This is a genomic window from Streptomyces sp. AK08-02, assembly GCF_033795085.1.
In the GTDB taxonomy this organism is placed as follows: Bacteria; Actinomycetota; Actinomycetes; order Streptomycetales; family Streptomycetaceae; genus Streptomyces; species Streptomyces echiniscabiei.
Genome location: NZ_JARAZV010000004.1, coordinates 181,324 through 197,674 on the forward strand (window position 1 = coordinate 181,324; position 16,351 = coordinate 197,674).

1 protein-coding gene is annotated in these 16,351 nt (G+C 72.1%); it reads left to right on the plus strand.

The genetic code is table 11. The annotated features are described in order from the left end of the window. The first annotated feature begins 136 nt into the window (after nucleotides 1-136). Nucleotides 137-16,303 carry an SDR family NAD(P)-dependent oxidoreductase gene (locus PV734_RS09610; RefSeq protein WP_415924184.1) on the plus strand — a complete coding sequence of 5,389 codons (16,167 nt, stop codon included), beginning with the start codon at nucleotides 137-139 and terminating at the stop codon, nucleotides 16,301-16,303. Nucleotides 16,304-16,351: the final 48 nt, after the last annotated feature.

Consider the following 16,351-nt stretch of genomic DNA (forward strand, 5'->3'; position numbering starts at 1 on the left):
CACCTGACATACCGACACCTGACATACCGACACCTGACATACCGACACCTGACATACCGACACCTGACTTACCGACAGCGGCAAAGACGGAGGACGTACCGAGATGACGGCGCCGGACGAGCAGATCGTCAACGCACTGCGTGCCTCGCTCAAGGAGAACACGCGGCTCCAGCAGGAGAACCAGCGTCTCTCCGAGGCCTCGGCCGAACCCATCGCGATCGTTTCGATGGCCTGCCGGTACGCGGGCGGCATACGCACCCCCGAGGACCTGTGGCGGGTGGTGACCGACGGCACCGACGTCTACACCACCTTCCCCGAGGACCGCGGCTGGGACCTGGAGGGCCTCTACCATCCCGACCCGGACAACCCCGGGACGACGTACGTCCGCGAGGGCGCGTTCCTGCACGACGCGGGCCAGTTCGACGCCGCGTTCTTCGGGATCTCGCCGCGCGAGGCGCTCGCGATGGACCCCCAGCAGCGGCAGCTCCTGGAGGTCTCCTGGGAGGCCCTCGAACGGGCCGGCCTCGACCCGCACTCCTTACGCGGCACCGACATCGGCGTGTTCGCCGGCATGGTCCACCAGGACTACGCGCCCGACCTCAGCGGTTTCGAAGGCTTCCTCAGCCTGGAGCGCGCCCTGGGCACCGCGGGTGGCGTCGCCTCGGGGCGGGTCGCCTACACCCTCGGTCTCGAAGGCCCCGCCGTCACTGTCGACACCATGTGCTCCTCGTCCCTGGTCGCCATCCATCTGGCCGCCCAGGCACTGCGGCGCGGTGAGTGCTCCATGGCCCTGGCCGGCGGCGCGACCGTCATGTCGACTCCCGGCGGGTTCGTCGGCTTCGCACGGCAGCGCGGCCTCGCCTTCGACGGCCGCTGCAAGTCGTACGCGGCCTGCGCGGACGGCTCCAGCTGGGCCGAGGGCGCCGGCGTGATCCTCCTGGAACGCCTGTCCGAGGCACGGCGCAACGGGCACCGGGTGCTCGCGGTGATCCGCGGCTCGGCCCTCAACCAGGACGGCGCCTCCAACGGCCTGACGGCGCCCAACGGCCCCGCGCAGCAGCGCGTCATCCGCAAGGCACTGGAGAGCGCCGACCTGACCACGGCCGACATCGACATGGTCGAGGGCCACGGCACCGGCACCGTTCTCGGTGATCCGATCGAGGCACAGGCCCTGATGGCCACGTACGGCCAGGACCGGTCCGAGGACCGGCCGCTGCGGCTCGGCTCGGTCAAGTCGGTGATCGGCCACACCCAGGCCGCCTCCGGCGTGGCCGGTGTGATCAACATGGTGCAGGCGCTGCGGCACGGCGTCATGCCCGCCACCCGGCACGTCGACGCCCCCACCCCGCAGGTGGACTGGACCGCGGGCGCGGTGGAACTGCTGACGGAGACACGGGAATGGCCGCAGGACGACCGTCCGCGCCGGGCCGGTGTGTCCTCGTTCGGTGCCAGCGGCACGAACGCCCACATGATTCTGGAGCAGGCACTGGAAGAGGAGCCCGCCGCGGACTCCGCTCCGGCTCCCGCTGCCGACGGCGTGGTGCCGCTCGTGGTCTCGGCGGCCACGGCCGCCTCGCTGACCGGCCAGGCGGAACGGCTCGTGTCGTTCGTCGAGGCGTCCGGCACGGTCGCCCTCGCCGGCATGGCGGCCGTACTGGCCACCGGCCGGGCGGTGCTGTCCGAGCGTGCGGTGGTCGTGGCCGGCTCGTCCGAGGAGGCCCTGGCGGGCCTGGGAGCGCTGGCGCGCGGCGAGTCCGCTCCTACGGTGGCCGTCGGCAGCGCGTCGACGCCGGGCGGGGCCGGAAAGGTCGTACTCGTCTTCCCGGGTCAGGGTTCGCAGTGGGTCGGTATGGGTCGTGAACTCCTCGACTCCTCACCGGTGTTCGCGGAGCGGATCGCTGAGTGTGCGGTGGCGCTGGATCGTTGGGTCGACTGGTCGCTCGTGGATGTGCTGCGGGGGGACGCTCCCGCTGAACTGCTGGAGCGGGTCGATGTGTTGCAGCCCGCGAGTTTCGCGGTGATGGTGGGTCTTGCGGCCGTGTGGGCGTCGGTGGGTGTGGTGCCGGATGCGGTGGTGGGTCACTCGCAGGGCGAGATCGCCGCCGCGTGCGTATCGGGCGCGTTGTCGTTGGAGGACGCTGCCCGGATTGTGGCGGTGCGCAGCCAGGTGATCGCCGGGAGTCTCGCGGGCCGGGGTGGCATGGCCTCGGTGGCACTGCCGGAGGCCGACGTCGCCGAGCGGCTGGAGCGCTGGGCGGGCCGGGTCGAGGTCGCGGCGGTCAACGGTCCGGCGTCGGTCGTGATCGCCGGTGACGCCGAAGCCCTCGACGAGGCCCTCGACGCGCTGGAGGACCAGGGCGTACGCGTGCGCCGCATCGCCGTCGACTACGCCTCGCACTCCCGGCACGTCGAGGCCGTCCAGGAGACCCTTGGCGAAGCCTTCGCCGACATCCGCAGCCAGGTCCCCGCCGTGCCGTTCCTCTCCACCGTGACCGGTGAATGGGTCCGCGAGGAGGGTGTCCTCGACGGCGGCTACTGGTACCGCAACCTGCGCCGGCAGGTCCGCTTCGGTCCCGCGATCGCCGACCTCCTGGCCGAGGGCCACACGGTGTTCGTGGAATCCAGCGCCCACCCCGTCCTGGTGCAGCCGATCAGCGAGATCGTGGACCGCGCCGACGCCGACGCCGTCGTGACCGGCTCCCTGCGCCGCGACGAGGGCGGGCCGCGCCGCCTGTTCACCTCGATGGCCGAACTCTTCGTCCGCGGCGTCCACATCGACTGGAGCGGTGTCCTCACGGCCGGTCCCGACGCCGGACGCGTCGACCTCCCGACATACGCCTTCGACCACCAGCACTACTGGATCCAGCTGACCGGCACCGCCCACGACGCCGCCTCGCTCGGCCTGAGCGGCACCGACCACCCGCTGCTCGGCGCGGTGGTCCCGCTGCCCCAGTCCGACGGCCTGGTCCTCACCTCACGGCTCTCCCTGCGCACCCACCCCTGGCTCGCGGACCACGCCATCGGCGGCGTGGTCGTCGTACCCGGCACGGTCTACGTCGATCTGGCGGTCCGCGCCGGCGACGAGTTCGGCTGCGCTGTCCTGGAGGAACTCGTCATCGAGGCGCCCCTCGTGCTGCCCGAGCACGGCGGTGTCCGTGTCCAGGTCGCCGTCGGCGGCGCCGGGCCCAACGGTTCGCGCACCGTGGACGTCTACTCCCTCCGCGAGGAGGCCGCCGACGAGGCCGGACAGGGGGAGTGGACCCGGCACGCCACCGGCCTTCTCTCCATCGCCGCCCCGGCCGCCGGCACCAAGCCCGCCGTCGACTTCGCCGCCTGGCCCCCGGCCGGCGCGCAGCCCGTCGCCATCGACGACTTCTACCCCGACCTGGTCGCCCGCGGATACGCGTACGGTCCGGCCTTCCAGGGCCTGCGCGGCGTGTGGCGGCGCGGCGACGAACTGTTCGCCGAGGCCGCCCTGCCGCCCGAGCAGCGGGAGAACGCCGACCGGTTCGGCATCCACCCGGCCCTGCTCGATGCCGCCCTGCACACCAACGCCTTCGCCAACCCCGACGACGACCGCAAGGTCCTGCCCTTCGCCTGGAACGGCCTCGTCCTGCATGCCCTGGGCGCCTCCGCCCTGCGCGTACGAGTCGCCCCGAGCGGCCCGGACGCCCTCTCGTTCCAGGCCGCCGACGAGACCGGTGACCTTGTCCTGACCATGGACTCGCTGGTGTCCCTGCCGGTCACCGCCGAGCAGTTGGACGCCGGAGCGGCCGGCCGGGAGAGCCGCGACTCGCTGTTCCGCGTGGAGTGGACCCCGCTGCCCGCTCCCGAGGGCGCCGCCGCGCCCGCCTCCTGGGCGCCGCTCGCCACCGCCGACGACGTGACGGCACTCGCGGCCCGCGAGACCCTGCCGCCGGTCGCCGTTCTCACGGCGACCACCGGAGACGGCGAGGACCCGCTCGGCCTCACCACCCGCGTCGTGGCCGTGATCCAGGCGTGGCTGGCCGCCGCACCCGGCCTGGACGCCGTCCCCCTCGTCGTCGCGACCCGGGGCGCGGTGCCCGCCGGGGGCGACGCCGACGTCACCGACCCGGCCGGCGCCGCCGTCTGGGGCCTGATCCGGGCCGCTCAGGCAGAGAACCCCGACCGCATCGTGCTCGTCGACCTCGACCCCGCCGGTTCCGCCGGAGCGGGTCCCGTCCTCGGGCCCGTCCTGGCCACCGGTGAGCCCCTCGTAGCCGTCCGCGGTACGGCCCTGTCCGCCCCCCGCCTGGTGCGCGCGACCACTGCCCCCACCGAGCCCCAGGCCGAGACCGGGTCCACGTTCGCCTTCGACCCAGAGGGCACCGTCCTGCTCACCGGCGGCACCGGCTCCCTGGGCGCCATGGTCGCCCGGCACCTGGTCGACACGCACGGCGTACGACACCTCCTGCTGGTCAGCCGCCGAGGCCCCGCCGCCGAGGGCGCGGCCGAACTGGTCGCCGGACTCGGCGAGTCGGGCGCGGTGGTGACGCTCGCCGCCTGCGATGTCGCCGACCGGGACGCGGTGGCGGCACTGCTGGCGGCCGTACCGGCCGACCACCCGCTCACCGGTGTCGTCCACCTCGCCGGCGTTCTGGACGACGGGGTGATCGGCGCGCTGACGCCGGAGCGCATAGAAGGCGTCTTCGCCCCGAAGGTCACCGCCGTCCGCCACCTGGACGAACTGACCCGCGAACTCGCACCGGGGCTCGCGTCGTTCACCGTCTTCTCCTCCGCCGCCGCTCTGCTCGGCTCCGCGGGCCAGGGCAGCTACGCGGCTGCCAACTCCTTCCTCGACGCCAGCATGGCCCAGCGGCGGGCCGCCGGTCTGCCCGGTGCCTCGTTGGCCTGGGGCCTGTGGCAGCAGAGCACCGGTCTGACCGCCCACCTCAGCGAGACCGACCAGGCCCGCATGAGCCGCGGCGGCGTCCTGCCGCTCGCCCCCGCCGAGGCCCTCGCCCACCTCGACACCGGCCTGCGAGGCGAACACGCCCTGCTCGTACCGATCAAGCTTGACCTGCGGTCCCTGCGGGCCGACGCGACCTCCGGCGGTACCGTCCCGCACCTGCTGCGCGGCCTGGTGCGCACCGGCCGCCGCCTCGCCCGTGCCGGCGCGGGCGACGGCAGCGACCTGGTCCGCCGTCTCGCCGGACTGCCCGATGCCGAACAGGAGGCCGTCCTCCTCGGTATCGTGCAGGCCGAAGCCACCGCGGTCCTCGGCTTCAACGCCGCCGAACTCGCCCAGGGAACCCGCGGGTTCAGCGAGATCGGCTTCGACTCGCTCACCGCTGTCGAACTCCGCAACCGGCTCGGCGCCGCCACCGGAGTCAAGCTCCCCGCCACCCTCATCTTCGACTACCCCACCCCGGTGGCACTCGCCCGCTACCTGCGCGAGGAACTCGGCGACGACACGGCCGGCGCCGGCGCCACCGCCCTTCCCACCGTCGTGACCGCCGACCCCGACGAGCCCATCGCCATCGTCGGCATGGCCTGCCGCCTGCCCGGCGGCGTCGACGACCCCGACGACCTCTGGCGCCTCGTGGCCGAGGGCCGCGACGGCATGGTGGCACTCCCCGACGACCGCGGCTGGGACCTCGACGGCCTGTTCGACGCCGACCCCGACAAGCCAGGCACGGCCTACGTGCACAAGGGCGGATTCCTGCACAACGCCGCCCAGTTCGACGCCGGTTTCTTCGGGATCTCGCCGCGTGAGGCCCTCGCCATGGACCCGCAGCAACGGCTCCTACTCGAAACCTCGTGGGAGGCGCTGGAGCGCGCAGGCATCGATCCCCGCTCCGCGCGCGGTGACAACATCGGCGTCTTCTCGGGCGTCTCCATCCATGACTACGTCGAGTCCCTCAGCAACATGCCCGACGAACTCGAAGGGTTCGTCACCACGGCCACCGCGGGCAGCGTGGCCTCCGGCCGGGTTTCGTACGCGTTCGGCTTCGAGGGCCCGTCCGTGACCGTCGACACCGCCTGCTCCTCGTCCCTCGTCACCATCCACCTCGCCGCCCAGGCACTGCGCCAGGGCGAGTGCTCGCTCGCCCTCGCCGGCGGAGTGGCCGTCATGGGCTCGCCGATCGGTCTGCGCGGCATGTCCCGGCAGCGCGGCCTCGCCGCCGACGGCCGGGTCAAGGCGTTCTCGGCCGGTGCCGACGGCACCATCCTGTCCGAGGGTGTCGGCATCGTCGTCCTGGAACGCCTCTCGGAGGCCCGCCGACGCGGACACCGGGTGCTCGCGGTCGTCCGTGGCTCGGCCGTGAACCAGGACGGCGCCTCGAACGGTCTGACCGCGCCCAACGGGCCCTCGCAGCAGCGGGTCATCCGTAAGGCGCTCGCCAACGCGGGCCTCGCCGCAGCCGACATCGACGTCGTGGAGGCACACGGCACCGGCACGGAACTCGGCGACCCGATCGAGGCGCAGGCCCTGCTCGCCACGTACGGCCGGGACCGGGATCCGGAGCGCCCGCTGTGGCTGGGATCGCTCAAGTCGAACGTGGGGCACACGCAGGCAGCGGCAGGTGTCTCCGCCGTGATCAAGATGGTGCAGGCGCTGCGGCACGGCGTCATGCCGCCCACGCTCAACGTGACGGAGCCGACGCCCCAGGTCGACTGGACGGCGGGCGCGGTCGAACTGCTCACCGAGGCCCGCGCCTGGCCGGAGGAGGGCAGGCCGCGCCGCGCCGGAATCTCCAGCTTCGGCATCAGCGGCACCAACGCGCATCTGATCCTGGAACAGGCACCGGAGAACGAGCCCGCACCGCCGGCCACCTCGACCGACGGCGTGGTTCCACTCGTCGTGTCCGCCGCCTCGGCGGCATCCCTGGCCGGACAGGCCGCGCGGCTCGCGTCGTTCGTCGATACGTCAGATGCATCAGATACGTCGGATATGTCCGAGACGGTACAGGTAGTGCCGCTGGAGGCCGTGGCGGCGACGCTGGTCACGCGACGGGCGCTGCTCTCCGACCGCGCGGTGATCGTGGCTGCCTCCCGGAACGACGCCCTGTCAGGTCTCGGTGCCCTGGCGCGGGGCGAGTCCCACCCCGGCGTCGTCACAGGCGGATCGTTCGGTACCGCCGCTTTGGGGCGGACGGTGTTGGTGTTCCCGGGCCAGGGTTCGCAGTGGGCCGGTATGGGTCGTGAACTCCTCGACTCCTCACCGGTGTTCGCGGAGCGGATCGCCGAGTGCGCGGCGGCGCTGGATCGTTGGGTCGACTGGTCGCTCGTGGATGTGCTGCGGGGTGATGTTCCGGCTGAACTGCTGGAGCGGGTGGATGTGTTGCAGCCGGCGAGTTTCGCGGTGATGGTGGGTCTGGCTGCGGTGTGGGCGTCGGTGGGTGTGGTGCCGGATGCGGTGGTGGGTCACTCGCAGGGCGAGATCGCCGCCGCGTGCGTATCCGGGGCGCTGTCGTTGGAGGACGCTGCCCGGATTGTGGCGGTGCGCAGCCAGGTCATCGCCGGGAGTCTCGCGGGCCGGGGTGGCATGGCCTCGGTGGCACTGGCAGAGGCCGACGTCGTCGGGCGCCTGGAGCGCTGGGCGGGCCGGGTGGAGGTCGCGGCGGTCAACGGTCCGGCGTCGGTGGTCATCGCGGGTGATGCCGAAGCCCTGGATGAGGTGCTGGAGGTCCTGGCGGCGGATGGTGTGCGGGTGCGTCGGGTGGCGGTGGACTACGCCTCTCACACACGGCATGTCGAGGCGATCGAGGAGATCCTGGGTGAGGCCTTCGCCGACATCCGTGCTCAGGCCCCCCTGGTTCCCTTCTACTCGACCGTGACCGGTGAATGGGTCCGCGAGGCCGGTGTCCTCAACGGCGGCTACTGGTACCGCAACCTGCGCAATCAGGTCCGCTTCGGTCCCGCGATCGCCGACCTCCTGGCTGGGGGTCACACGGTGTTCGTGGAGTCCAGCGCCCATCCGGTCCTGGTCCAGCCGGTCAGTGAGATCGTCGACGCCGAGGGCGTGGCGGCTCTTGTCGGTGGCTCGCTGCGCCGCGACGAGGGCGGTCCGCGCCGCTTGCTGACCTCGATGGCCGAACTCTTCGTCCACGGCGTCGCGGTCGACTGGACCGGCATGCTCCCCGAGGAATCCGCCGGCCAGGTCGATCTCCCTACGTACGCCTTCGACCACCAGCACTACTGGCTCCAGTTGGCCCCCGCGACCGACGCCGCCTCCCTCGGCCAGGCCGCCGCCGACCACCCGCTGCTCGGCGCGGTGGTCCGGCTTCCGCAGTCGGACGGCCTGCTCTTCACCTCCCGACTCTCGCTCCGCACCCACCCCTGGCTCGCGGACCACGTCATCGGCGGCATGGCCGTCGTGCCCGGCGGCGCGCTGGTCGAGCTGGCCGTTCGCGCCGGTGACGAGGTCGGCTGCGGCACGCTGGACGAACTGGTGGTCGAGGCGCCGCTCGTGCTGCCCGAGCAGGGCGGCGTCCGCGTCCAGGTCACCGTCGGCGGACCCGACGAGGACGGCGCCCGCACGATCGACATCTACTCGATCCGCGAGGACGCCGCCGAGGACACGGGCGCGGACGCCTGGACCCGCCACGCCACCGGCCGGCTTTCCACCGCACCCGCCGACCGCTCCACGGCCGACGACGACCTCGTCCTCTGGCCGCCCACGGGCGCCCGGCCCGCAAGCGTCGACGAGCTCTACGACGACCTGTTCCGGCTCGGCCACGCGTACGGCCCGGTCTTCCAGGGCGTACGGGCGCTGTGGCGGCGCGGCGACGAGGTCTTCGCCGAACTGGCCCTCCCGGACGAGCAGCGCGGTGACGCGAGCCGCTTCGGGCTGCACCCGGCACTCCTGGAAGCGGCTCTCCACTCCGGCCTGCGCCATGCGGCCGTGGCCGACTCCAGCACGACCGCGGGCGGGAACGGTGCGGGCACGAGCCCGAACGCGGACCCGAACGCGACGACGGCCACGGACGGGCAGCGCCTGTGGCAGCCCGCCGAGTGGACCGGTCTGACACTCCACGCCACGGGCGCCTCTGCGCTGCGCGTGAAGCTCGCGCCGACCGGGTCCGACCGGCTGTCGCTGACGGCCGCCGACGAGACCGGCGTACCCGTCCTGACGCTCGACGCGCTCTCCTTCCTGCCGGTCACCGCCGAACAGCTCTCCACCGCGGCGGCCGTCGCGGGGCCGGGCCACGACTCCCTGTTCCGGGTGGAGTGGGCCGAACTGCCCATGGTCACCCCGGGCACGGAGACACTGCCGCCGTGGGTGCCGCTGTTCCACGCCGACGAGGTGGAGATCCTCGCCGCCAACGTCACCACCCCGGTCATCGCCGTGACACAGGCGTTCGGCAGCGGCAACGGCGATGACGCGCTGCTCCTGACCAACCGGATCCTGTCCATGGTCCAGGCATGGCTCGCCGCCCCGAGCCTGGCCGCCTCCCGGCTGGTCGTCCTCACCCGGGGCGCGGTGCCCGCCGGGGGCGACGCCGACGTCACCGACCCGGCCGGCGCCGCCGTCTGGGGCCTGATCCGGGCCGCCCAGGCCGAGGACCCGGAGCGGATCGTCCTGCTGGACACCGCCGCCGACTCCGACCTGGACGTCACCGGCATCGAGATGGAACCGGTCCTCGCCGCCGTACTGGCCACCGGCGAACCCCAGGTCGCCTCCCGCGGCCAGCTGCTCTGCGCCCCCCGCCTCGTCCGCGACACGGCCGGAGCCGACACCTCCGACACCCCCGCTGCCTTCGACGCCGAGGGCACCGTCCTCGTCACCGGCGGCACCGGCTCCCTGGGCTCTCTGCTCGCCCGACACCTGGTCGACACGCACGGCGTACGGCACCTTCTGCTGGTCAGCCGCCGAGGCCCCGCCGCGGAGGGCGCCGCTGAACTGGTCGCCGAACTCACCGGGGCCGGTGCGGTGGTGACGGTCACCGCCTGCGATGTCGCCGACCGGGACGCCGTGGCGGCACTGCTGGCGGCCGTACCGGCCGAGCATCCGCTGACCGGTGTCGTGCACACGGCCGGTGCCCTGGACGACGGGGTGATCGGCGCGCTGACGCCGGAGCGCGTCGAAGGCGTGTTCGCCCCGAAGGTCACCGCCGTCCGCCACCTGGACGAGCTGACCCGCGACCTGGACCTGACCACCTTCGCGGTGTTCTCCTCCGGCGCCGGGCTCTTCGGATCGGCAGGCCAGGGCAACTACGCGGCTGCCAACTCCTTCCTCGACGGCCTGATGGCCCGACGCCGGGCCGTCGGTCTGCCCGGTGTGTCGATGGCGTGGGGCCTGTGGCAGCAGAGCACCGGCCTGACCGCCCACCTCAGCGAACTCGACCAGGCCCGTATGAGCCGTGGCGGCGTGCAGGCTCTCACTCCGGCCGAGGGCTTCGCCCTCTTCGACGCGGCCCTCCACGCCGAACAGGCGCTCGTCGTACCCATCAAACTCGACCTGCGAGCCGCCCGCGCCGATGCCACGTCCGGCGGGGCGGTGCAGCCGCTGATGCGCGGCCTGGTCCGTACCGGCAGGCAGTCCGCTCGTGCGGCCACCGTCCAGCGTGGCGCCGGTGGCCTCGCGGACCGGCTGGCCGGGCTCACGCCCGAGGAACAGGAGGCGCTGCTGCTCGACCTGGTCCGCGGCCAGGTGGCGACCGTCCTCGGGCACGCCGGGGCAGACGACGTACGGTCCGAGAAGGCGTTCAAGGACGCCGGTTTCGACTCGCTCACCTCGGTCGAGCTGCGTAACCGGGTCCGCGAGGCCACCGGCCTCAGCCTGCCGACGACCGTCGTCTTCGACTACCCGACGCCGCTCGCCCTCGCCCGCCATCTGCACGAGGCGTTCGGCCACATACCCGCGGTCACTGCCGCACGGGTCGCCCCCTCTGTGGCGGTCGCCGACCCCGACGAGCCGATCGCGATCGTGGGTATGGCGTGCCGCCTGCCGGGTGGCGTGGCGAACCCGGAGGACCTGTGGCGGCTGGTCAGCGAGGGCCGGGACGCGATGTCCGGGTTCCCGTCCGACCGCGGCTGGGACCTCGACGGCCTGTTCGACTCCGACGCCGGCCGGGTCGGCACCTCGTACGTCGACCAGGGCGGATTCCTGTACGACGCGGGCCTGTTCGACGCGGGCTTCTTCGGGATCTCGCCGCGTGAGGCCCTCGCCATGGATCCGCAGCAGCGGTTGCTCCTGGAGACCTCGTGGGAGGCCATGGAGCGCGCCGGGATCGACCCGGGGACCCTGAAGGGAACCGATGTCGGCGTCTTCTCCGGCGTGATGACCCAGGGATACGGCTTCGGCGGTGAGGTCCCGGCCGAACTCGGTGGCTTCACCGCGACCGGCTCCGCCGGGAGCGTGGCCTCCGGCCGGGTCTCCTACGTGTTCGGTTTCGAGGGTCCGGCGGTGACCGTGGACACGGCCTGCTCGTCGTCGCTGGTCGCCATCCACCTCGCCGCCCAGGCACTGCGTCAGGGCGAGTGCTCGATGGCGCTCGCCGGCGGTGCGACCGTCCTGGCGAACCCGTACACCTTCGTGGAGTTCTCCCGCCAGCAGGCACTGTCGCCCGACGGCCGCTGCAAGGCCTTCTCCGCGACCGCCGACGGAACAGGCTGGGCCGAGGGCGCAGGGGTCGTGATCCTGGAGCGCCTGTCGGAAGCCCGGCGCAACGGGCACCACGTGCTCGCGGTGATACGCGGTTCGGCGGTCAACCAGGACGGTGCGTCGAACGGCCTGACCGCCCCCAACGGGCCCTCCCAACAGCGGGTCATCCGCAAGGCGCTGGCCAACGCCGGCCTGTCGACAGCCGATGTCGACGCGGTGGAGGCGCATGGCACGGGTACCGTCCTCGGCGACCCGATCGAGGCGCAGGCACTGCTCGCCACATACGGGCAGGACCGGCCTGAAGACCGGCCGCTGTGGCTGGGCTCGGTCAAGTCGAACATCGGGCACGCGCAGGCCGCCGCCGGTGTCGCCGGCCTGATCAAGACCGTGGAAGCCCTGCGGCACGGCGTCCTGCCGCCCACCCTGCACGTCACCGAACCGTCGCCGGAGGTCGAATGGTCGGCTGGTGCGGTGGAACTGCTGACCGAGGCCCGGGAGTGGCCGGAGAACGGCAGGCCGCGTCGGGCGGGCGTCTCCGCCTTCGGCGTCAGCGGCACGAACGCGCACATCATCCTGGAGCAGGCACCGGAGCCGGCCGTGTCGGAGCCCGAGCCCGAGCCGACGGCAGACGCCGTCGACGGCGTGATGCCGTTGGTGGTGTCTGCGCGGAGCGCCGGCGCACTGGCGGGCCAGGCGGAGCGGCTCACGTCCTTCGTTGAGTCCGGAGAGAAGCTGCCGTTGAGCACCGTGGCGGGTGCGCTGGTTGCTCAGCGGGCGGTGTTGTCGGAGCGTGCGGTGGTGGTGGCCGGTTCGCGTGAGGAGGCGTTGGCGGGGCTTGGTGCGCTGGCGCGAGGTGAGTCGAGTGCTGGTGTGGTCAGGGGCAGCGCCGGGGGTTCGGTTCGTACGGTGGTGGTGTTTCCGGGGCAGGGTTCGCAGCGGGTCGGTATGGGTCGCGAGTTGTATGCGCGCTATCCGGTGTTCGCGGAGGCCTTCGATGAGGCATGCGCGGCGCTGGACGGTCAGTTGTCCGGCTGGGTGGAGCACTCGGTCAGGGATGTGGTCCTGGGTGGGGCCGGTGATTTGAGTCGGACGGTGTTCACGCAAGCCGGTCTGTTCGCGGTGGAGACGGCGTTGTTCCGGTTGGTGGAGTCGTGGGGGATCAAGCCGGATGCGGTGATGGGCCATTCGATCGGTGAGATCACGGCGGCTCATGTGGCGGGGGTTCTGTCGCTGGCGGATGCGGCTGTGGTGGTGGCGGCGCGTGGGCGGTTGATGGAGGCGTTGCCGTCGGGTGGTGCGATGGTCGCGGTGGCGGCGTCGGAGGCGGAGGTCGCCGGGCTGCTGGGTGAGGGTGTGGGTCTGGCGGCGGTCAATGGCCCCGCGTCAGTAGTGCTGTCGGGTGTCGAGGATGCCGTGTTGGCGGTGGTGGCGAAGCTGGGGGAGCAGGGTCGTAAGACCAAGCGGCTGACTGTTTCGCACGCGTTCCATTCGGTTCTGATGGAGCCGATGCTGGCCGAGTTCGCGAATGTCTTGTCTCAGGTGTCGTGGTCGGAGCCGGAGTTCCCGGTGGTGTCGAACGTGACCGGGCGGCTTGCCGAGCCGGGGCAGCTCACCGACCCGCAGTACTGGGTCGACCACGTCCGCCGTCCCGTGCGCTTCGCCGACGGGGTCACGGCTGCAGCCGGCGACGGCGATGTGGTTGTCATCGAACTCGGCCCGGGTGCGGCCTTGTCGGGTGTGGTGGCCGAGTCGGCCGGTGAGCGGGCGACGTGTGTCGCGGCTTTGCGGGACGGTCGTTCCGAGGCGCAGACCCTCCTCACCGCGACCGCCGAAGTCTTCGTACACGGAGGGGCGGTCGACTGGGCGGGCATGCTGCCGGTCGCGGGTGCCGCGCACCTCGACCTCCCGACGTACGCCTTCGACCACCAGCACTACTGGCTCCAACTGGCTCCGGCCGTCGACGCGGTGTCGCTCGGACAGTCCACCGCCGATCACCCCCTCCTGGGTGCTGTGGTGGAGGTTCCGGAGACCGGTGGTGTCCTGTGCACCTCGCGGTTGTCCCTGCGCACGCACGCCTGGCTCGCGGACCACGCTGTCGGCGGGGTCGTCCTCGTCCCCGGTACCGGACTGGTCGAGCTCGCCGTCCGTGCCGGAGATGTCGTGGCCGCCGGGATGCTGGAGGAACTGGTCATCGAGGCGCCGCTGGTCGTCCCCGCCCATGGCGGTGTCCGTGTCCAGGTAGCCGTCGGCGGCCCCGACGAGAACGGCACGCGCACTGTCGCCGTCTACTCGGCGCGCGAGGACAACGGTGGCGAGATCGGCGTGGACGCCTGGACCCGGCACGCCACCGGCACCCTGGGAGCGGCTCCAGCCGGGAGCACGGACATGGCCGGCTTCGACGTCTCCGTCTGGCCGCCGTCCGGCGCCGAACGCGTACCGCTCGACGTCACCGGGTTCTACGAGGAACTACTCGGCCACGGATACGCGTACGGCCCGGCCTTCCAGGGCCTGAGGGCCGTGTGGCGGCGCGGCGAAGAGCTGTTCGCCGAGGTCGCCCTGCCGGACGAACTGCGCGACAGCGCCGCCCGGTTCGGCCTTCACCCGGCCCTGCTGGACGCCGCGCTGCACACAGAGGCGTTCGCGCAACCGGACGAGGGCCACAACGTCCTGCCGTTCGCCTGGAACCGGCTGGTGCTGCACGCCGCCGGAGCCTCCTCACTGCGCGTGCGGATCGCACCGCAGGGCCAGGACGCTCGATCGCTGATCGCCGTCGACGAGACCGGCGGTCCGGTTCTCACGGTGGAGTCGGTGACCTTCCGGCCCGTGGACGTGGAGCAGTTGGACATCGCGGCGGCTGACGACAGCCGGGACGCTCTGTTCGAGGTGGAGTGGACCGAGTTGGTGGCGACGCCTGGGGCGGTGGCCGAGCCGGAGCCTTCGTGGGTTCCGGTCACGACCACCGAAGACGTGGCTGCCTTGGCCGCGGAGGTTCCGGCGGTGGCTGTTCTGGAGGCCTTCGGCGGTGGGGCCGGTGGTATCGACGAGGTGCTCGCGTTGACGGGCAGGGTGCTGTGTGTGGTTCAGGCCTGGCTGGCGGAGGAGGCTTTCGAGGATTCCTCGTTGGTGGTCGTCACTCGGGGTGCTGTCCCCGCCGGTGCTGACGGCGATGTCGTCGATCCGGCCGCGGCAGCTGTCTGGGGTCTCGTCCGCACTGCCCAGGCCGAGAACCCCGACCGGATCGTCCTGCTCGACCTGGACCCGGCCGCCGAAGACCCGTTCACCACGGTCCTCGGACGGGCGCTGGCCTGCGGCGAGCCGCAGCTCGCGAAGCGCGGTTCGGTGTTGTCCGTGCCACGTCTGGTGCGTGCAGCCGTCGTCGAGTCGGCTGAGGGCGTGGCTCTGGCTGTCGGGGGGACGGTGCTGGTGACCGGTGGTACGGGTTCGTTGGGCGCGCTGCTGTCCCGGCACCTTGTCACTGAGTACGGCGCTCGTCATCTGGTGCTGGCGAGTCGGCGTGGCCCGGATGCGGAGGGTGCGACGGAACTGGTTGCCGAGCTGCGGGAGTTGGGTGCCGAGTCGGTGGCGGTGGCGGCGTGCGACGTGGCCGACCGGGATGCGGTGGCTGCGCTCCTCGGTTCGGTGTCGGCGGAGCATCCGCTGACTGGGGTCGTGCATACGGCTGGTGTGTTGGACGACGGTGTGATCGGTGCGTTGACGCCGGGGCGGTTGGCGTATGTGTTCGGGCCGAAGGTTGCGGCTGTGGGGCATTTGGATGAGCTGACTCGGGGCATGGACCTGTCGGTGTTCGCGGTGTTCTCGTCCGCGTCCGGGTTGTTCGGTTCGGCCGGTCAGGGCAACTATGCGGCGGCGAACGCCTATGTGGACGCGGTGGCTCACCGGCGGCGGGCGGCGGGGCTGCCGGGTACGTCACTCGCCTGGGGCCTGTGGGAGCAGACCAGCGGCATGACCGCCCATCTGGGTGTCGCCGACCAGGCCCGTATGAGCCGTGGCGGCGTCCTGCCCATCGCCCCCGCCGAGGGCATGCGGCTGTTCGACGCGGCCCTGCGGACCGCCACCGCCCTGGCGGTGCCGATCAAGCTGGACCTGCGGGCGCTGCGCGCCGACGCGGCGGCGGGCCGCCCGGCGCAGCCAATTCTGCGCGGACTGGTCAACCCCGGTCGCCAGACGGCCCGTACGGCCTCCGGCGACAACGGCGGACTGACCCGCCGGCTCGTCGGCCTCGCACCGCAGGAGCAGGAGGCGCTGCTGCTCGACCTGGTCCGCGGTCATGTGGCGAGCGTCCTCGGTCACGCCGGGGTCGCGAACGTCGGCGCGGAGACGGCCTTCAAGGACACCGGCTTCGACTCACTCACGTCGGTCGAGCTGCGCAACCGTCTGCGCGAGGCCACCGGCCTCAAGCTGGCGGCGACGGTGGTATTCGACTACCCCACACCACTGGCGCTCGCTCGCTATCTGCACGGCGAGCTCGGAACCACCGACGACGCCTTGTCGATGGTGAATTCCAAGATCGAGGACATCGAATCACTGATCACCGGACTGCTCTTCGACGAGGCCAAGAAGACCGGCGTCATGCTCCGTCTCCAGGGGCTGGTGGCGAAGTTCAACGGACTCGGCGAACAGACGGAGAACTCGACAGTGGCAGAGCAACTGGAATCCGCCTCCGCCGATGAGGTTCTCGACTTCATCAACGACGAACTCGGAATCTCCTGAGAGACCCCGCCTTCACTGACTGCCGCTCCCCAAAACCCGGTGAGGAAA